The organism is Novosphingobium resinovorum (assembly GCF_027922145.1).
Taxonomy (GTDB): Bacteria; Pseudomonadota; Alphaproteobacteria; order Sphingomonadales; family Sphingomonadaceae; genus Novosphingobium; species Novosphingobium resinovorum.
In genome coordinates, this window is sequence record NZ_BSFC01000011.1 from 220,986 (window position 1) to 238,913 (window position 17,928).

General features: G+C 64.3%; 22 protein-coding genes and 2 tRNA genes. 8 read left to right on the forward strand and 16 right to left on the reverse strand.

The window, feature by feature from the left end; genetic code table 11:
- Positions 1-47 precede the first annotated feature (47 nt).
- Positions 48-479, reverse strand: a complete 432-nt coding sequence (locus PKE80_RS06000; protein WP_271181719.1) for a winged helix-turn-helix transcriptional regulator — start codon at positions 477-479, stop codon at positions 48-50.
- A gap of 54 nt (positions 480-533) precedes the next feature.
- On the opposite strand from PKE80_RS06000, the gene PKE80_RS06005 reads away from it, so the two are divergent.
- Complete coding sequence (locus PKE80_RS06005) at positions 534-1,142, forward strand: NAD(P)-dependent oxidoreductase (protein WP_271181720.1); 609 nt, start codon at positions 534-536, stop codon at positions 1,140-1,142.
- Between the two features lie 192 nt (positions 1,143-1,334).
- Here PKE80_RS06005 and PKE80_RS06010 read toward each other — a convergent pair whose 3' ends face one another.
- From PKE80_RS06010 to rpsB, 3 genes are all read right to left on the reverse strand, one after another.
- A complete protein-coding gene (locus PKE80_RS06010; RefSeq protein WP_271181721.1) occupies positions 1,335-1,874 on the reverse strand; it encodes a carboxymuconolactone decarboxylase family protein in 540 nt (179 codons plus the stop codon).
- A 165-nt stretch (positions 1,875-2,039) separates the two neighbouring features.
- Positions 2,040-2,963 (reverse strand): translation elongation factor Ts, encoded by a 924-nt coding sequence (gene tsf, locus PKE80_RS06015; RefSeq protein WP_036522544.1) that lies wholly within the window; start codon positions 2,961-2,963, stop codon positions 2,040-2,042.
- A 121-nt stretch (positions 2,964-3,084) separates the two neighbouring features.
- Positions 3,085-3,843, reverse strand: coding sequence for a 30S ribosomal protein S2 (gene rpsB / locus PKE80_RS06020; RefSeq protein WP_271181722.1), 759 nt, complete (start codon positions 3,841-3,843; stop codon positions 3,085-3,087).
- A gap of 411 nt (positions 3,844-4,254) precedes the next feature.
- Between rpsB and PKE80_RS06025 the strand changes: the two genes are divergently transcribed.
- Positions 4,255-4,524, forward strand: a complete 270-nt coding sequence (locus tag PKE80_RS06025; protein WP_271181723.1) for a hypothetical protein — start codon at positions 4,255-4,257, stop codon at positions 4,522-4,524.
- A gap of 358 nt (positions 4,525-4,882) precedes the next feature.
- On the opposite strand, the gene pssA is transcribed toward PKE80_RS06025, so the two are convergent.
- From pssA to PKE80_RS06040, 3 genes are all read right to left on the reverse strand, one after another.
- On the reverse strand, positions 4,883-5,659 hold the full coding sequence (gene pssA, locus PKE80_RS06030) for a CDP-diacylglycerol--serine O-phosphatidyltransferase (RefSeq protein WP_271182139.1): 777 nt from the start codon (positions 5,657-5,659) through the stop codon (positions 4,883-4,885).
- Between the two features lie 77 nt (positions 5,660-5,736).
- Entirely contained in the window at positions 5,737-6,486 is a 750-nt protein-coding gene (locus PKE80_RS06035) for a phosphatidylserine decarboxylase (protein ID WP_271181724.1), read from the reverse strand.
- Between the two features lie 212 nt (positions 6,487-6,698).
- Positions 6,699-6,784: transfer RNA gene (locus PKE80_RS06040), tRNA-Tyr, on the reverse strand.
- Between the two features lie 188 nt (positions 6,785-6,972).
- Here PKE80_RS06040 and PKE80_RS06045 point away from each other — a divergent pair.
- Positions 6,973-7,812 carry a TrmH family RNA methyltransferase gene (locus PKE80_RS06045; RefSeq protein ID WP_271181725.1) on the forward strand — a complete coding sequence of 280 codons (840 nt, stop codon included), beginning with the start codon at positions 6,973-6,975 and terminating at the stop codon, positions 7,810-7,812.
- A 222-nt stretch (positions 7,813-8,034) separates the two neighbouring features.
- Here PKE80_RS06045 and PKE80_RS06050 read toward each other — a convergent pair whose 3' ends face one another.
- The 8 genes from PKE80_RS06050 to PKE80_RS06085 all read right to left on the reverse strand — a co-directional run bounded on the left by PKE80_RS06050 (position 8,035) and on the right by PKE80_RS06085 (position 13,529).
- Complete coding sequence (locus tag PKE80_RS06050) at positions 8,035-8,307, reverse strand: HU family DNA-binding protein (RefSeq protein ID WP_008829169.1); 273 nt, start codon at positions 8,305-8,307, stop codon at positions 8,035-8,037.
- A gap of 334 nt (positions 8,308-8,641) precedes the next feature.
- Complete coding sequence (rplS, locus tag PKE80_RS06055; RefSeq protein ID WP_008829168.1) at positions 8,642-9,007, reverse strand: 50S ribosomal protein L19; 366 nt, start codon at positions 9,005-9,007, stop codon at positions 8,642-8,644.
- Entirely contained in the window at positions 9,004-9,750 is a 747-nt protein-coding gene (trmD, locus tag PKE80_RS06060; protein ID WP_271181726.1) for a tRNA (guanosine(37)-N1)-methyltransferase TrmD, read from the reverse strand. Before trmD ends, rplS begins: the two co-directional genes overlap by 4 nt.
- Before the next feature lie 354 nt (positions 9,751-10,104).
- The gene (gene rimM / locus PKE80_RS06065; RefSeq protein ID WP_271181727.1) at positions 10,105-10,620 is read right to left on the reverse strand and encodes a ribosome maturation factor RimM; all 516 of its coding nucleotides are present in this window, start codon (positions 10,618-10,620) and stop codon (positions 10,105-10,107) included.
- Positions 10,621-10,623: 3 nt separating this feature from the next.
- Positions 10,624-11,058 (reverse strand): 30S ribosomal protein S16, encoded by a 435-nt coding sequence (gene rpsP, locus PKE80_RS06070; protein ID WP_271181728.1) that lies wholly within the window; start codon positions 11,056-11,058, stop codon positions 10,624-10,626.
- 37 nt (positions 11,059-11,095) lie between these two features.
- Entirely contained in the window at positions 11,096-12,550 is a 1,455-nt protein-coding gene (ffh, locus tag PKE80_RS06075) for a signal recognition particle protein (RefSeq protein WP_036522535.1), read from the reverse strand.
- 161 nt (positions 12,551-12,711) lie between these two features.
- A tRNA-Ala gene (locus tag PKE80_RS06080) sits at positions 12,712-12,787 on the reverse strand.
- A gap of 418 nt (positions 12,788-13,205) precedes the next feature.
- Positions 13,206-13,529: a TIGR02300 family protein gene (locus tag PKE80_RS06085; RefSeq protein ID WP_008829084.1), complete on the reverse strand. Its 324-nt coding sequence runs from the start codon at positions 13,527-13,529 to the stop codon at positions 13,206-13,208.
- Positions 13,530-13,750: 221 nt separating this feature from the next.
- Here PKE80_RS06085 and aroA point away from each other — a divergent pair, with 221 nt between their 5' ends.
- Both aroA and PKE80_RS06095 read left to right on the forward strand, forming a co-directional pair.
- Positions 13,751-15,073 carry a 3-phosphoshikimate 1-carboxyvinyltransferase gene (gene aroA, locus PKE80_RS06090; RefSeq protein ID WP_271182140.1) on the forward strand — a complete coding sequence of 441 codons (1,323 nt, stop codon included), beginning with the start codon at positions 13,751-13,753 and terminating at the stop codon, positions 15,071-15,073.
- 4 nt (positions 15,074-15,077) lie between these two features.
- Positions 15,078-15,704, forward strand: a complete 627-nt coding sequence (locus PKE80_RS06095; protein ID WP_271181729.1) for a (d)CMP kinase — start codon at positions 15,078-15,080, stop codon at positions 15,702-15,704.
- On the opposite strand, the gene PKE80_RS06100 is transcribed toward PKE80_RS06095, so the two are convergent.
- Positions 15,692-16,195 (reverse strand): Mpo1 family 2-hydroxy fatty acid dioxygenase, encoded by a 504-nt coding sequence (locus PKE80_RS06100; RefSeq protein WP_271181730.1) that lies wholly within the window; start codon positions 16,193-16,195, stop codon positions 15,692-15,694. The two genes, PKE80_RS06095 and PKE80_RS06100, sit on opposite strands and share 13 nt — an antisense overlap.
- Before the next feature lie 217 nt (positions 16,196-16,412).
- Between PKE80_RS06100 and PKE80_RS06105 the strand changes: the two genes are divergently transcribed.
- The 3 genes from PKE80_RS06105 to PKE80_RS06115 are packed head-to-tail and all read left to right on the forward strand — an operon-like array spanning position 16,413 to position 17,844.
- Positions 16,413-17,417 (forward strand): beta-1,6-N-acetylglucosaminyltransferase, encoded by a 1,005-nt coding sequence (locus tag PKE80_RS06105; protein ID WP_271181731.1) that lies wholly within the window; start codon positions 16,413-16,415, stop codon positions 17,415-17,417.
- Positions 17,418-17,454: 37 nt separating this feature from the next.
- On the forward strand, positions 17,455-17,583 hold the full coding sequence (locus tag PKE80_RS06110) for a hypothetical protein (RefSeq protein WP_256434545.1): 129 nt from the start codon (positions 17,455-17,457) through the stop codon (positions 17,581-17,583).
- A 12-nt stretch (positions 17,584-17,595) separates the two neighbouring features.
- Positions 17,596-17,844, forward strand: coding sequence for a hypothetical protein (locus tag PKE80_RS06115; RefSeq protein ID WP_271181732.1), 249 nt, complete (start codon positions 17,596-17,598; stop codon positions 17,842-17,844).
- Positions 17,845-17,928 lie beyond the last annotated feature (84 nt).

Here is a 17,928-nt window from a genome sequence, read left to right on the forward strand (position 1 = left end):
GGGCAAGCGCGAATTGCCAAGGGGCTTGGACTGTGGATGAACCCGGTTCAGCGCGCCATTACGGACAGTTCTTCCTCACGCCGATCGTAAGCAACTTGTGCCGAGGCCACCGATCCCATCCGCCTCTCCGCCCAGTCGATCATCGCCTGCAGCGCATCAAGCAGTTCCCGCCCCAGCGGCGTTACCGCATAACTGACCGAAACCGGCACCGTCGGCACCACATCGCGGCGCACCAGCCCGTCGCGCTCCAGCGAGCGCAGGGTCTGACTGAGCATCTTCTGCGAAATGCCGTCAATCCGTCGCTTGAGCCCGTTGAAGCGCATCCCACCAGCCCCAAGCGTCGTAAGGATCAGCACGCTCCACTTGTCGGCGATGCGATCGAGCAACTGCCGCGTAGGACAGTCCGCCGCATAGACGTTGGGCGCGAAGCGGGCGGTTCCCTCAAGGTAACCCGGTGCGGTGATAGTGCCTTCTTGCATGGTCATCGCCAATACCACATCTGGTCACCATTGGATACCTGGTGGAGAATGGAAATGAAGATCGCAGTCCTCGGTGCCAGCGGCCGCGCCGGATCGGAAATCACGAAGGAAGCCGCCGCGCGCGGCCACGAAGTCCTCGCCATCGCACGCAACCCGGAAAAGATCGCAACCGGCGAGCGGATAACGGCAGTGACGGGCGATGCCTCGGACGCCGCATCTCTCGCCGCCCTGATCGCCGGACGCGATGCCGTCATCAGCGCCCTGCACTTCGACGTCCCCGCCGAAATCTTGCTCTCGGCAATCCGCGAGGCCGGCGTGCCCCGGCTGCTGGTAACCGGAGGCGCGGCCAGCCTCGAAGTCGCCCCGGGCAAGCGCCTGATCGACACACCGGACTTTCCCGAGGAATGGAAGACCTTCGCGATGGGCGGGATCACCTTCCTCGACGCACTGCGACAAGTGGACGACGTGGACTGGACGTTCTTCTCCCCCGCCGCGCTGATCTTCGAAGGCCCACGCACAGGCAGCTACCGCTCGGGCGGCGACGAACTGGTCACCGACGATGCCGGCGAGAGCAAAATCAGCTTCGCCGACTACGCAATCGCGATGATCGATGAACTGGAAGCGCACAAGCATTCCAGGGAACGGTTTACGGCAGCATATTGAGATAAAGGGGAGTCCTGGGGCCATCGCCCCAGACCCCGGAACTGTCGTTGCCCCGCGCGCAGCCGCCTCAACCCAACGCCGCGCCGCAGGCTTTGAAGGTCTCCCGGCACAGCGTCATCGCATGACGAAGCCGCGTGCCAGACCTCGACGGTATACGGGGTGCAGGGGTGGTAAACCCCTGCCTCCTCCCTCTTAGGCTGCTTCCGCCAAAGGCCCGCCGATCGAGCAAACCCCATCGACACCCAGCACATGCGCCACCCTGCCCATAGCCATCCAGGCAGCAGTGCAATGCGTCAGATCGACGATCTCAGCATCGGTCATCACGCTCTTGAGCTGCGCCCAGAACGCGTCGTCCTCGGCCAGCCCGCGCGGGTCGGTGCCCATCTTCTGCGAGTACCGCACGGCAAGACGCTCCTTCTCGGTCAGGCTGCCGAGGTCACCGCCGAGCACGGCCTGGTACATGGCCTCGTCAGGCGCGTTGCCCTGCTCGATCACGCCGCCGTCATAGCCCAGAATCCGCAAGTCCCTCTGCGCGCGCCAGTTCATGCAGACGGTGCAGCCGTTGATGACGGCGGTGGCGATGCGGCATGCCTCGAACAGCCGCAGGGGCAGGTTGGAATACTGGTAGGGCGCCATCGCAAAGGCGCCTGAAGCCCGGACGATTTCGGGCGAATACTCAACGGATAGATCGGGAATCGGATTCTGCGGCTGGGGAGCGAGTTCTACGCGCATGGGGCCTCTCCGGTTGCGCCCGGATCTGGCCGGGTCAATGCGGGAGGCTACGCCGACCCTTTAATAAGTCAATCGTGCATGTTTTTTATGGGCTGCAAACGAGACGGGCCGCAGAAGCATATGCTCCTGCGGCCCGCACGTTTCTTCAGCGAAGAAGGCTTGAGATCAGCCGGCGACCGCTGCGGCCACTTCGGCTGCGAAGTCCGTGACTTCCTTCTCGATGCCTTCGCCCAGCTGGAAGCGCACGTAGTCCTTGAGGACGATCTTCGCGCCGGCTTCCTTGCCGGCCTGGTCGACGACCTGCTGGATCGGGGTCTTGTTGTCCATGACGAAGACCTGCGAAAGCAGTGCGTTTTCCTTGGCGTACTTGGCGATCGCGCCGTCGACCATCTTCGCCTGCACGGCTTCGGGCTTGCCCGATTCGGCGGCCTTTTCCTGGGCGATCTTGCGCTCGCGCTCGATCAGCTCGGCGTCGAGGTCTTCGGCGTTCAGGGCCAGCGGGAAGGCAGCGGCGATGTGCATCGCGATCTGCTTGCCGAGACCTTCGAGAACGGCAGCAGGCGCTTCCGATTCCAGAGCAACGAGCACGCCGATCTTGCCGAGGTTCGGCGCAGCGGCGTTGTGCATGTAGGGAACGACGAGACCGGCCGAGACTTCGACGGTCTTCATGCGGCGAACCTGCTGGTTCTCACCGATGGTCGCGACGTTGTTGGTCAGCGCGTCGGTCACGGTGCCGCCGCCCGGGTAGGCCGAGGCCTTGAGGGCTTCGACGTCGTCACCGGCAACGCCGAGCGCGGCTTCGGTGGTCTTGCGCACGAAGTCCTGGAACTGGTCGTTCTTGGCGACGAAGTCCGTCTCCGAGTTGACTTCGACGGCGACGCCCTTGGTGCCGGTCACGGCAATGCCGACCAGGCCTTCAGCGGCAGTGCGGCTGGACTTCTTGGCAACGGCGGCGAGGCCCTTGGCGCGCAGCGCATCGATCGCGGCTTCGATGTCGCCGTTCGTCTCGTCGAGAGCCTTCTTGCAGTCCATCATGCCGGCGCCCGAGCGCTCGCGCAGGGTCTTCACGTCAGCGGCGGTGTAAGCCATCGCTCAATTCCTCTTGATTGAGTGGGGAGCCTTATTCGGGCTCCTTGAAACAGGTGCGCGCCGGGCCACATGGACCCGGCGCGCGACAATTCCGTGACGAAAGTGTCGTCGTGCCGGGCTATTACGCCTCGACAACAGCCTCTTCTGCGACCGGCTCGTCGAACGAACCGCTGTCGGCACCGCTGTCGACCACGGCAGCGCGGCCGCCCTTGGTCGCGGCCTGGGCGATCGCTTCGCAGTACAGGCGCACGGCGCGGCTGGCGTCGTCGTTACCTGGGATCGGGAACGAGATGCCGTTGGGGTTCACGTTGGTGTCGAGAACGGCGACGACCGGGATGCCGAGAACGTTGGCTTCCTTGATCGCCAGCTCTTCCTTGTTGGCGTCGATCACGAACATCACGTCCGGGATGCCGCCCATGTCGCGGATACCGCCGAGCGACAGCTCAAGCTTGTCACGCTCGCGGGTCAGCTGAAGGACTTCCTTCTTGGTCAGACCGGCGGTGTCGCCAGCCAGCTGCTCTTCAAGAGCCTTGAAGCGCTTGATCGAACCTGAGATGGTCTTCCAGTTGGTGAGCATGCCGCCCAGCCAGCGGTGGTTGACGTAGTGCTGGCCGCAAGCGCGTGCTGCCTGAGCGATCGGCTCCTGCGCCTGGCGCTTGGTGCCGACGAAGAGAACCTTGCCGCCGGCCTGGACGGTCGACTGCACAAATTCGAGAGCGCGCGCGAAGAGCGGCACGGTCTGCGACAGGTCGATGATGTGGATGCCGTTGCGCGCGCCGAAGATGTACGGCTTCATGCGCGGGTTCCAGCGGTGGGTCTGGTGACCGAAGTGTGCGCCGGCTTCAATGAGCTGCGACATGGTGACGACAGGTGCCGCCATAGTAGAATTCCTTTCCGGTTGAACCTCTGGAAGGCAGGAACCGCGCGGAAGTCTTTCGACTCTGGCCGCAACAGCACCGGTATGTGCGCCTTCCATGTGGATTGCTCACCTCGAGTCGAACCGGACAATCCGGACAATCTCTTGGCGAACGCGGGGCCCTTAGACGCCTTGGCCATCAAAATCCAGCCCCAATTCGCCGCAAAGGTTTGTCAGTTCACCGTCAAAAAGGCCGATTCCAGCCCTATTCAAGGCTTACCCAGGAACTCGCCGCAGTTGACGGTTTTCTCAAGGCAAAGCTGGTGATAAATTGTCTAACGCAGCAAACATCGGAAATTGCTCAGGTTTCGCGCCAAAAGGGGGGCGTCGACAGGATGGGTTGGGGCGAAGCCGGAATAAGAAGGTCGCTCGCACATGACTACCCTTGCATCCATCCTGTTCACACTCGCCGCCGCAGCGGCTGTGCTCACGATCTGGAAAAGCCTGACGACTGCCCTGCCGGGCATCCGCGCGTTGCACGCGATGCTATCGGATAACGCTTCGCCGCCGGTCATCCACGTAAGGACTCTGCCGACCCGAACAGAGGGCCAGACCCGGACATCCCGGCGCCACCGCCGCACGCAGCGCCCCAAGCCGGTCACCCACCGCCTTCATCAATATCCGCACCGCACGCACGTCGCCTGAAAGCACGTCACGCCTGCGGGCTTCAAAAAGCGCTTGACTCGAATGGAACAAAAAGAGAACTAACCCCTATCGGAACATTATTAGAACAGATTCTGGTTTTCCACAAGCTGTCCACAGCCCCCCTGCAGAGTTCAGGCGCCGGGCTCGGGCGAAGGTTCGAAAGGAACGGTCATGACTGTATTCGCCGCCTGTCTCTTTGCCCTCGCCGCGATGGCTTCGGCATTCTCGATCCTGATGACGATCCGCCGCTACGGCCCGAACGCCCTCACCTTTCGGGAACAGCTCGCCGCCTGCCCCGGTACGCTGGTCGTGACATGGAAGGTAATCGAGCGCGTGCAACTGCCTGCGCTTGCTTCGCTTAGAAAGGGTCCTGCCCGTCGTACGCCGGCGCGGCTGGAGTGGCCGGGTACGTCGTCGATTGATCTTGCCGCCTGACCTTGCCGTAAGTGATAAGGCCGACCGGAATCAACAGCAGGTAGACAATCGTCACGGCCGCAAGCGTGAACCAGGGCTCGATCAACAGAGCCGCCACCGTCAGCCCCACCACCGCGAGCACACCAAGCCGCAGATGCGGCGGTGGACGCATGCGGGACCAGGCGAGCGTCGGGATGCTTGAGATCATCAGGAAAGCCACCAGAACCATCCACCCGCTTACAAGGATGGGGTTGGCGAATTCGGGCAGCCGCCCGCTCGCCACCCACAGGTAAAGCGGCAGGAATGTAAGGCCGGCGCCAAGCGGCGCGGGAACACCGGTCAGGAAGCCGGCGGCCTTGTGCGGCTGGTCGAGCATGTCGAGCCGGGCATTGAAACGCGCAAGCCGCAATACGCAGCAGATCGCAAAGGCCAGCGAAGCGATCCAGCCCATGCTGGGAAGCTGATGCAGCGTCCACAAATAGACGATCAGCGCGGGCGCGACGCCAAAGGAAATCGAATCGGCAAGACTGTCGAGTTCGGCGCCGAAGCGCGTCTGCGCCTTGAGCAGACGCGCTGCGCGCCCGTCGATACCATCGAGCAGGCCAGCCAGAATTACGGCCAGAACGGCCTTCTCGAAATCTCCGGCAATGGCGAACCGGATGCCGGTCAAACCGGAGCAGAGCGCCGCCGCCGTGATCGCATTGGGCACCACCGCGCGCATCGACAGGCCGGGAGCCAGACGCCGGCGCGGTACGTCGCCGGGAGCTTCGTCCAGATCTCTGCCCGGCCGATCGTCGATCACTGGGCGATGCCCTCGATCAGCGGCGCACTGCCGAGTTCGGCGAGCACGGTTTCACCGGCGATGATCTTCTGGCCCATCAGGACCTTGGGCTCGACACCCACCGGCAGGTAGACATCAACCCGGCTGCCGAAGCGGATCAGGCCGATGCGCTGGCCGGAAGCGATGATGTCGCCGGGCTTCACGAACGGCACGATGCGGCGCGCGACCAGTCCGGCGATCTGCGTGAAGCAGATGCGCAGGCCATCGCCGCGTTCGACGAGGATGTGCTGGCGCTCGTTCTCTTCGCTCGCCTTGTCGAGGTCTGCATTCACGAACTTGCCGGGAATGTAGATCACCCGCTTGATCGTTCCGCTGATCGGCGAGCGATTGATGTGGACGTCGAACACCGACATGAAGATCGAAATGCGGGTAACCAGGTCGGTCGGCATCGGTGCATTACCGCTACCGTCGTCCATGGTCAGTTCGCGCGGCGGCGAAACCTTGCCGATCAGGGTGACCAGACCATCCGCGGGCGCGACGATCGCGCGCTCGTCCTGCGGCGTGACGCGGATCGGATCACGGAAGAACGCCAGCACGCAGACCGTCAGGACCGCCAGCGGCCAGCCGAACCACGGCCCCCACAGTATCCAGACAATCGCAGCGACGACGCCCGCGATGGCGCCGAACTTGCGACCTTCCTTGTGAATGGCGGGCCATTGCCACGACGCTTCGCCGCGACCTTGATTATCTAGAATGTTTCCGGGCATCGTTCTCGTCTAGCCAGTGTGCACGTGTACCGCAATGCCACCACGCGCCCGTTGTTCCCTGTCCACGGGAAAGCGCGGGTAGAACCCGCTCGCCGCGAACCACGATCTTTCGTAGACCACAGCCAGACGGGAACGGCGCCTCGCACCGAGAGACATCTATTTTCTATGTGAAGACCCGAACGGGACCGGCGTTCATTCGCCGGGTCAGCTGGTGGTGGACAGGGCTGGATTCGAACCAGCGTACGCTTGCACGGGCAGATTTACAGTCTGCTGCCTTTAACCACTCGGCCACCTGTCCACACCAGTTGCTGGCGGCTGGAAATCCAAGGAAAACCCGGGAAATCCGGCGTTGGTCGAGGCCCCCGAAGGTGCCCCGTTGCCGAGGAGCCGCGCCTTTGCCGAAGCGAGCCTTGCCTGTCAATGCCCTCCCTGTCAGAGGGGGCAAGATTTTTGCATTTACGCTTAGATTTTTCGAAAGGACTACAGATGACCAAGCGTGGCGGACACGTCGGCCCCCAGGGCGGAGACGAAGGCGAAGCCCGCCGGGGTAAGGCGCTGCGCGGCCGTGCGGGCCGGATGAAGAACGGCCGCGGCAGCGGCCGGGCCTCCACGGGCATGGTGCGCCTATGGGGCCGGCACGCCGTCGAGGCCGCGCTCAAGAATCCGGACCGCAGCCACCGCAAGCTTTGGGCGACTCGCGAAGGCGTCGAATCGCTCGACGGCGAACTGCCCAGCGACTTCCCGGTGGAATGGGCACAGCCCGCCGACCTCGCCCGCCTCGTCGCCAAGGACGCGCCGCACCAGGGTCTCGTGCTGGAATGCGCGCCCCTCGACGACATGTTCCTTGCCGACGTGCTCGATGGCGACCCCGCCCGCCCGGTCGTGGTGCTCGATCAGGTGACCGATCCGCACAACGTCGGCGCGATCATGCGCTCGGCCGCTGCCTTCGACGCCTGCTGCATCGTCACGCAGGACCGCCACGCACCGCCCGAATCGGGCACGCTGGCAAAGTCCGCATCGGGCGCGCTCGAAGTGCTCCCCTGGATTCGCGTGGTGAACCTCGCCCGCGCACTCGAGGAAATCGCCGAAGCGGGCTACTGGCGCATCGGCCTGGATGGATCGGCCGAATCGACGCTCGGAGAGGCCCTTCCCACCGGCCCGGTCGCACTCGTGCTCGGCGCCGAGGGAGACGGAATGCGCCACAACATCACCCAGCACTGCGACGCGATCGCCAAGCTTCCGATCAGCGAGGCCATGGAGAGTCTTAACGTCAGCAACGCCGCTGCCATCGCGCTCTACGCAGCAGCGACCCGCGAGACGGAATAAATCCACCTCAGCGCGTACGGCGTCATGACGCCGTACGCGCTGAGGCGAGCGCTCCAGCAGCTTGGAGTATCGCTTGGTCTCGCTAGGGGCACCTTGAGTGCCGTTGAGTGCCGCCTGAAGCATGCAGCCCAGGCCCAAACGACAAACGCCGCGCCGACCCTGACGGGCTGGCGCGGCGTTTATTCTGGTCGGCCTGCGAGGCGTTGCAGGCCGTCGTCCGTCTTAGTTGACGGCGTCCTTGAGGCCCTTGCCGGCCTTGAACTTCGGCTGGGCCGAAGCCTTGATTTCCATGGGCTCGCCGGTGCGGGGGTTACGGCCGGTCGATGCCTTGCGCTTGGCGACCGAGAAGGTGCCGAAGCCGACGAGACGCACTTCGTCGCCCTTCTTCAGCGCGCCGGTGACCGCGTCGAACACGGACTCGACAGCCTTGGTGGCGTCGCTGCGGGTCAGTCCGCTGGAATCGGCGACTGCGCTGATGAGATCGTTCTTGTTCATTATGGGAACCCCCTTACCTTTCAGTGGAGCGGATGGTTGAGAAATTCTACTCGCCTCGAGAGGGACGGAATTGAGCCGTTTTTCCTGCGGGTGGCAAGGCCCAAATAGAGCCAAAACTCGCAGTTAATCGCGTTTTTCCGCCGTTTTCTCAGAGACAAAGCGTTGTGCGGCGCAGCATCGGACGAAACCCGGCATTGCGACTCGCTTGCAGGACTGATGCTTGGCGATCCGCTGATCATGGATAGCAATGGATCGGAGACACGAAAAAAGGCGGCCCGAATCCGAACCGCCTCTTCGTGCAACCCGGCGGTAAGACCGGGCCGCTGACTTTCGCTTACGCGTTGTCGGTGATACGACGCTCGGCGATGCGGGCGCGCTTACCGGTACGACCACGCAGGTAGTACAGCTTGGCGCGGCGCACGACGCCGCGGCGCACGACCGTGATCGAATCGATGTTCGGCGAGTAGAGCGGGAAAACGCGCTCCACGCCTTCACCGAAGCTCATCTTGCGCACGGTGAAGTTCGAACCCATGCCACGGTTCGAGCGCGCGATGCACACGCCCTCGTAAGCCTGGACGCGGGTGCGGGTGCCTTCGACGACCTTCACGCCGACGCGGACGGTGTCGCCCGGACGGAATTCAGGGATATCCTTCGCAGCCTTGGCGATTTCCTCGGCTTCGATCTGCTGAATCAGGTTCATGAACCCAAATCCTCGTTTTTTCGCCGCGCGCCAGAGGCAGGCTGAACCCGAGCGTCCCTGTGACGCTCCCAGAGGTCCGGCCTGCGTGACCGTGTGTCGTCCTCCGCCTGTCGTTTCCGCCAGGCGGCGATCTTCGCATGATCCCCCGATCGCAGCACTTCAGGGATCGTGCGCCCTTCCCACTCAGGGGGTCGGGTATAGTGCGGGTACTCGAGAAGACCGTCCTCGAACGATTCCTCGGTCCCGCTAGAAGGCGCGCCCATTACGCCGGGAAGCAGCCGAATGCAAGCATCGAGTACCATCAAAGCGGCGCATTCTCCGCCGGACAGCACGATGTCGCCGACCGAGACTTCCTCGACCTCGCGGCCCTCGAAGATGCGCTCGTCGAAGCCCTCGAAACGGCCGCAAAGCAGGATAACGCCGGAGCCCTGCGCAAGCTGGCGCACGCGCTGCTGCGAGATCGGCTTTCCGCGCGGCGTCATGGCGATCACCGGTGCGTCCGGATTGGTCGCACGGGCATGGTCGATGGCAGCGGCGAGGATATCGACCTTGAGCACCATCCCCGCGCCGCCGCCCGCGGGCGTATCGTCGACGGTGCGGTGCCTGTCAGTGGCGAAGTCGCGGATGTGGACCGGATCGATAGACCACTTGCCGTCCGACATCGCCCTGCCCGCCAGTGACACGCCGAGAGGGCCGGGGAACATCTCTGGGTAGAGGGTGAGCACGGTGGCGGAGAAAGTCATCGCTCGCCCTTGGCCCGGCACGGCGCGGCAATCAAGGTGCCGGCGACGCCGGCAACGGGCTCAGGCCCGCTCATCGGCCCTGCCTAATTGACACGAAAGCCTGTGTGAAACACCGCCGATTTTCCAAGTTAGCGTTTGATACGATTATCTTTTCATCGACATGGCTGTGACCTTTGGCGGAACCGCAAGGTGACAGATTGGAAAAGCGCGGCATTGGCGTCATGCGGCGCAATGATACCGATCTCGCCCCGTGTAGGACAGAGAGGTCCAGATTGAGCGCGAGGTCGTCCCGGCCCATGCCGGGACGACGAAAAGAGGTGTCACGCCAAGACCCGGCGCGCGCCCGCTGGCGAGCTATTCTTCCGCGAACGCCGCGTTGAGGACGATACGCTCGTCGTTCCATTCGGGCACGGCGGCGGGCGTCATCGGCACCATGAAGCGGCGGCGCTTGCCGTCCTCGCTCACGGGGCGCTCGATCTCCAGCACGTCGCCCGCGCCGAAGTTCTCGACCGCCACGCACGTACCCAGCGCCTCGCCCTCTTCCGAGACGACGGGCAGGCCGAGCAGGTCCGCGTGGTAATACTCCCCCTCCGCCAGCGCCGGCATCGCCGAGCGCGGGACGGTGAGCACGGTGCCGCGTAGCTTTTCCGCCGCGTTGCGGTCCTTCACCTCGTCAAAGCGGGCGATCGCGCCGCCCTTGCCGTCGTCCTTCAGCTTCACCACGGTGAGGCTGGAATCGTTGAAGGCGCGGTAGCGCTTGAGCGCCGCCACGCCTTCACCGAACAGCTTGAGGCGAACCTCGCCCATCACGCCGTGCGCGCCGGAAACGGCGGCAAGCGTGACGGGGCGATCCTTCTTGCCGTCAACCAAGGCTTAGGCCTCGGTCGATTCCTCGGCGGCTGCTTCGGGAGCAGCTTCCTCGGCCGGAGCAGCGGCGGCGGCAGCAGCCTCGGCAGCGGCTTCTTCGGCTTCGCGCAGCTTGGTGGCGCGGTCTTCAGCGCGCTCCTTGGCCTTCTTGCCGGGCTCTGCCTGCTTCGGGTTGTTGGTAGCGGCGCGCTCCTTCACACCGGCCTTGTCGAGCAGCCGGGCAACGCGGTCGGTCGGCTGGGCGCCAACGCCGAGCCAGTAACGCACGCGGTCCTCGACCAGACGCACGCGGTTCTCGTCGTCCTTGGCGAGGATCGGGTTGTAGGTGCCGACCTGCTCCAGGTACTTGCCGTCGCGCGGCGCGGTCGCGTTGGCGACGACGATCTTGTAGTACGGGCGCTTCTTGGCACCACCACGCGAGAGACGGATCGAAACGGACATGAGACTTACCTTTCTATAATTCTGGGAATATTTGAGATTATCGTTTCAGGAATTTGCTGAGATCGGCACCGCCGCCACCAAGCCCGGGGAAGCCCCCGGCCGAGGGACCGAGACCGGCACCGCCGAGGCCCGGCATCGCGGCATCGAGGCCGCCCTTGCCGAACATCGCGGCCAGCCCCTTGAGGCCGCCCATCTTCTTGATCTGCTTCATGGCCTTGGACATCTCCAGGTGCATCTTGAGCAGCTTGTTGACGTCCTGGACCTGGGTGCCCGAGCCGTTGGCGACGCGGATCTTGCGCTTGGCGTTGAGCAGTGCAGGATTGCTGCGCTCCTTCGGCGTCATCGAGCCGATGATCGCGTCCATGCGCAGGAGGACGCGGTCGTCCATGCCCGACTGCTGCATCGCCGCCTTGGCCTTCTTCATGCCCGGCATCATGCCCGCCAGCGCGCCGAGACCGCCCATGTTCTGCATCTGCTTGAGCTGCATGCGCAGGTCGTTCATGTCGAACTTGCCCTGCTCCATGCGCTTGGCGAGCGCCTCGGCATCTTCGATCTTGACCGCTTCTGCGGCCTTCTCGACCATGGAGACGATATCGCCCATGCCCAGGATGCGGTTGGCGACGCGGCTGGGGTGGAAGACCTCCAGCGCATCCATCTTCTCGCCGGTGCCTGCGAACTTGATCGGCTTGCCGGTGACGGCACGCATCGACAGCGCCGCACCGCCGCGCGCATCGCCGTCCATGCGGGTCAGCACAACGCCGGTGAGGTCCACCTGCCCCGCGAACGACTGCGCGACGTTGACCGCGTCCTGACCCGTCAGCGAATCGACCACGAGCAGCGTTTCGCGCGGGGTCGAGATGGCGGCGACCGCCTTCATCTCGTCCATCAACTGCTGGTCGACGTGGAGGCGGCCCGCGGTGTCGAGCAGCAGCACGTCCACGGCCTGCAGGCGCGCGGCCTGCATCGCACGGGTGGCGATCTCGGTGGGCTGCTGGCCGGCGATGATCGGGAGCGTGGCGACGCTCACCTGCTCGCCCAGCACCTTGAGCTGTTCCTGCGCCGCCGGACGGTTCACGTCGAGCGAGGCCATCATCACCTTCTTGCCCTGCTTCTCCTTGAGAAGCTTGGCGATCTTGGCGGTGCTGGTGGTCTTGCCCGAGCCCTGAAGGCCGACCATCATGATGACGATCGGCGGCACGGCCTCAAGGTCAAGGCCGGGGGTCTCTTCGCCGCCCAGCGTCTCGATCAGCGCGTCGTTGACGATCTTGACGACCTGCTGGCCCGGCGTGACCGAGCGCAGGACGTTCTGGCCGACGGCCTTTTCCGTGACGGTATCGATGAAGCGGCGCACCACCGGGAGCGCGACGTCGGCCTCGAGCAGCGCGATGCGCACTTCGCGCATGGCATCGAGAACGTCCTGCTCCTTGAGCGCACCACGGCCGCGCAGCTTGTCGAAGACGCCACCAAGGCGATCTGACAGACTGTCGAACATAGGCCGTTCACTCCTTCAAATCCGGCGCGAAACACGCCAAAAACGCCGGTGGGCGAAACCTCGCTGACCGGCGGATGCATGACCTGATAGCAAAAAACGCCAGTGGACGAAACCTCGTCAACCAGCGTGTCGCAATCATGCGAAACTTCAATGTAGCGAAATGGTGGAGCCTAGCGGGATCGAACCGCTGACCTCCTGCATGCCATGCAGGCGCTCTCCCAGCTGAGCTAAGGCCCCAATCATTTCAGCAAGTTAACCCTGGGAGGACCAACCCGTTTCCCTCGTTTTCGGCGTTTCGAAGAAGCGCCTCCGCTTGGGAGGCCGCCATCTACGGGCGGTCTGAAAACTTGGCAAGAGGAAAATTTGCGTGATGTCGATTTTTTTCGGCGGCGAGTTTTGAGGCGCTATCGCAGACCGGTTCGCCGCCCCACACCACTGTCCTGCTCCACACTTTTGTCATCCCCGCGAAGGCGGAGACCCAACTGATGCCAGTGCGGGCAGGCGCCTTCAGGAGATGGGTTCCCGCCTTCGCGGGAATGACGAGGAAGGCGGAGCCTAGGCGAGAAGCGAAAGCGCGGCAGCGCGCGCCACCGAACAAGCACCCCAGAACCAGCCGGGGCCGGTTCGCTATAAAGCGGACCGGCCCCGTGTCAGATCAGTTGTCGTGGTCTTCGTCGTCGCCGCCGGCACCGATGCCGAGATCGTCGTCACCGCCGAGGTCCACATCGTTGTCCGGCGAATCGCCGTCGTCATCGATGTCGAGATCCTCTTCGGCCAGATCCTCGTCCTCGGTCTCGACGACTTCCTTCTTCTTCTGGATTTCCTCGTAGGGAATCGGCTGCTTGGACTTGAGCACCGGCTCGGGGGTCCATTCGTTGCCGCATTCGATGCAGGTGACCGGGTCATCCTTGCCCAGGTCGTAGAAGCGGGTGCCGCATTTCGGGCAGCCATGCTTGGCGCCCCATTCAGCCTTGGCCATGGAAAGTCCTCGTCTGGCCCGTTCCGGATGGCGCGGGCAAAGTAAATTGCGTGTCTTGATGGGAAAGCCTGCGCACTTAATCAAGTCTCGCGAGATTAGGCGCGCAAGGCCGCATCAGGGCGCGCGCCTTGCCATAGCGGACAGGCGCTGTCAAAAGCCGCCCCGTTTTTACAGCATTCCAGCCCCGAAAGTCCAACCCCGTGAGCCACGACACCCTGAACATGCGCCCCCGCCGCTTCCTGCCGACCGGGCCGCTCAAAGGGCGAATCCGGGTTCCGGGCGACAAGTCGATCAGCCATCGCTCGATCATGCTGGGCGCGCTGGCGGTGGGCGAGACGAAAGTGACCGGCCTGCTCGAAGGCGAGGACGTGCTTTCCACCGCCGCCGCCATGCGCGCGATGGGCGCCACCGTGACGCGCACGGACGAAGGGGCCTGGACTGTCAACGGCGTCGGCGTGGGTGCGCTGCTCCAGCCCGAAGCGCCGCTCGACATGGGCAATTCGGGCACGTCGACGCGCCTCTTGATGGGCCTCGTCGCCAGCCACCCGATCACCGCGACCTTCATCGGCGACGGCTCGCTCTCCAAGCGCCCGATGGGCCGCGTCATCGATCCGCTTTCCGAGATGGGCGCCAGCTTCGAGGCATCGGAAGGCGGCCGCCTGCCCCTCATCCTCAAGGGCGCCAGCCCGGCGGTGCCGATCCGCTACCGCCTGCCGATGGCCTCGGCACAGGTAAAGAGCGCGATCCTGCTGGCCGGCCTCAACACGCCCGGCATCACCACCGTCATCGAGCCGGTGCCCACCCGCGACCACTCCGAGCGGATGCTGCGCGGATTCGGCGCCGACCTCACCGTCGAGACCGATGCCGACAGCGCGCGGGTTATCTCGATCCGGGGCGAGGCCGAACTGAAGCCGCAGACCATTGAGGTTCCGGGCGATCCTTCGTCCGCCGCCTTCTTCATCGTCGCCGCTCTCGTGATCCCGGGCAGCGAAGTGCTGATCGAGAACGTCGGCCTCAACCCCACTCGCGCCGGGATCGTCGAAGTGCTGCGCCAGATGGGCGGCTTCATCGAGGAAGTGAATCCGCGCGAGGTCGGCGGCGAACCGGTCGCCGACCTGCTGGTCAGGCACTCCGCGCTCAAGGGCATCGAAGTCGATCCCGCGATCGTGCCCGCCATGGTGGATGAATTCCCGGTCCTCTTCGTCGCCGCCGCGCTGGCCGAGGGCGTGACCACCACCACCGGCCTTGAGGAACTGCGCGTCAAGGAATCGGACCGTATCTCCGTGATGGCGACCGCCCTCGCCGCCGCCGGTGTCACCGTGCGCGAGACCGAGGAAGGCCTGGTCATCACCGGCTCCGGCGGCGAGCCGCTGGTCGGCACCAACGGCGCCATCGCCACCCACCTCGACCACCGCATCGCCATGTCGATGGCGGTCGCCGGCCTCGCCAGCCGTGCGGGCGTCGAAGTAGACGACGTGCGCCCGATCGCCACCAGCTTCCCCGTGTTCGAGGCGATGCTGGCCAAGCTCGGAACGGGGGCCTGACCGCATGATCATCGCCGTCGACGGACCGACCGCCTCGGGCAAGGGCACGATCGCCAAGGCACTGGCCGCGCACTTCCACTTGCCGCATCTCGACACCGGGCTGCTCTACCGCGCGGTGGGCCACCAGTGCGCGTTGAGCGGCGGCAATCCGGACGATCCGGCAGACGCGCTGGCCGCCTGCACGTTCGCGCCCGAATTGCTCTCCGATCCCGAACTGCGCTCCGAGGCGACCGGCGGCCTCGCCAGCCGCGTCTCGATCCACCCCGCCGTGCGCCAGGCCCTGTTCGAGCGCCAGCGCAGCTTCGCCACCCAGCCCGGCGGCGCCGTGCTCGACGGGCGCGACATCGGCACCGTCATCGCGCCGGAGGCCGAGGCCAAGCTGTTCGTCGTCGCCTCGGTGGAGGCCCGCGCGCAGCGGCGCTTCCTCGAGATGCAGGCGCATGGCCGCGACGCTTCGCTGGAAGAGATCACCGCCGACCTCGCCGCCCGCGACGCCCGCGACAAGGGCCGCAAGGACGCCCCGCTGGTCGCCGCCGCCGATGCGCTGGTGATCGACACCTCCACCCTCAAGCGGGAGGAAGCGATCGCCGCCGCCATCGCCGCCGTGGACGCGCTCGTTCAGTCGGCCTGAGAGAGCCGCCTTTCAATTGCCCCGCGCAGTTCGGGCCGCCTGCCGAAGTGGAACACCGCCTCGGCCAGCACGAACAGCGGGCCGATCAGCAGACCGCGCACGTCGTCGAGGAAAGCGGGCTTGCGCCCTTCCCACTTGTGACCGAGCAGCTGGAATAGCCAGCCCACTACGAACAGGCTTAGTCCCCAGCCCAGCCAGGTCGCGGTATCCTGCTCGGCCAGCTTGCCGCCGATCACCTTGCCCACCGCAAGCACCGCGGCCATGCCACAGGCCAGCCTGCGGTCGAGTGTGAAGTAGAAGCAGCACACCGCGACGATGGCGAAGTCGACGGCTGCAAGGCCGATTCCGGCGATCTCGATCCGGGGCCGCGCCAGCAGCACCTCGACCGCCAGCACGATCATCGGAATGCCGATCATGTGCGTCATGACGTTGCGCCGGTCGCGGTGATACGCCGCATATTGCGCCAGATGGCACACGAGCCGTTCGGACATCTCTTTTCTCCCGAACGGCATGATAGCGGCATGAGAAAATTCAGCCAGCGATGTTGGCGGCCCGATTGCGCGAGAAACGGAATTTCCCGCCCTGCCCGCGAGCGCCGCTCCTGATCGAGCGAAAGCATCGCCTTTGGGAAACCTTGTAATATCTCCAGCGAATAGCCATGTATTCGCCACGCTGTTGCAATTTATTTCGTCGCAACCCTGTCCAGCGGTGTCTCTTCACGATCAAAAATACTTTTCGATCGGCTTTCCTGAGACAGGAAACGTTGCCGCCATTGCCTGGATTTTGACAGCCAGTCACGCGCGGCTCGAAATGGACAACCGCATGATTGCTTATTTCCTGCTCGTTCACCGCTATCCGGCACAGTTCAAGCGGCTCTTCGAGGCCATCTATCAAGCGGGAAATCAATACGTAATTCATGTCGACAAAAGCTCAGGCGAGGCCCTTGCGAATGACATTGCGTCCTTTCTGCAGCCCTATCAGGGGGTCGCAATCCTCGACCCCCAAAATGCGCTGTGGGGTGGCTACAGCCTCGTCGATGCGGAACTGCGCGGAATGGCTCGTCTCCTCGAAATGGACGGTCGCTGGACACATTACATAAATCTGTCCGGCCAGGACTTTCCTCTCAAAAGCCAGAACTACATCCGTCAATTCTTTGCAGCCAATCCGGGCAAGCAGTTCATCCGCGCGCTCGATCAGCGCAAGGAACGGCCTGACACCCTGAATCGCATCAGTCATCGGTTCACCGAAGAGCATGGCAAGCTGACGCCGGGTGCTGCCCGCCCCTACCCCGCGGGCAGCACCCCCTTCATCGGCACTCAGTGGAAGGCCGTGACCCGGAGCTTCTGCGCATATGTCTGCCATGATCGGCGAGCCGACTCGTTCAAGACATTCTATCGCAACAGTTTTATCGCGGACGAAGCCTTCTTCCAGACCGTGATGATGAACGGCGGCGGCCACGGCATCGTCATGAACGACGATCTGCGGATGATAGACTGGGTCCCCGATGGCGACATCAAGCTGCGCCCGCGCAATTACGACGAACGCGACATCGACCGCTTGCGGGCAAGTCCAGACCTGTTCGCGCGCAAGTTCGACGCAGAGACCGACACCACGATTCTCTCGCTGCTCGAACGCCATCTGTGCTCGGAAGCGGCGAATATCTACCGTCCGGCGGCCGCATTTTCGCGCCTGCCGGACGCCGTCGCCGCCTGACGGCGCGCTCCATCGAACCAGCACAGGAAGAACGAATATGGCCAAGTCGCAGAAGAAATCGAACCGCGAAGTCCGCAAGCCCAAGGCGGCAAAGCCGAAGACCAACGCGTCGAAGCCGACCGAAAAGCCGGGCGTGGTCGCCGGTCTTCAAAACATGAAGCGCTAAGGGAGCAGCAAAATGCGCATGTCAGCAACTTTCTGCAGAGAGCAAGAAGCGCTGCAGCGCGCCAAAGCCCTCAGCGAGCCGCTCGAAAACCGCCGGGGTATCGCGATGGCTGCAGCGAAAGCGTGGGAGGCGGAGGCCATCTCGGCCGAAAAGCGCGACGCCAAACTGACCCCGCTCGACAAGCTCGATACTGCCATCGCCCGGCAGTTCGCGCTCGAGGCAGGCGGGGACAGTGACGGCCAGCGCATCAGTCACGGATAGGGGTGACGCCGCCGCTTGCGCACCGTGGTCGTTGCGGGGCCGCCGATGTCACGGAAAATGCCAAATCCCTTGCATTTCCGCCCC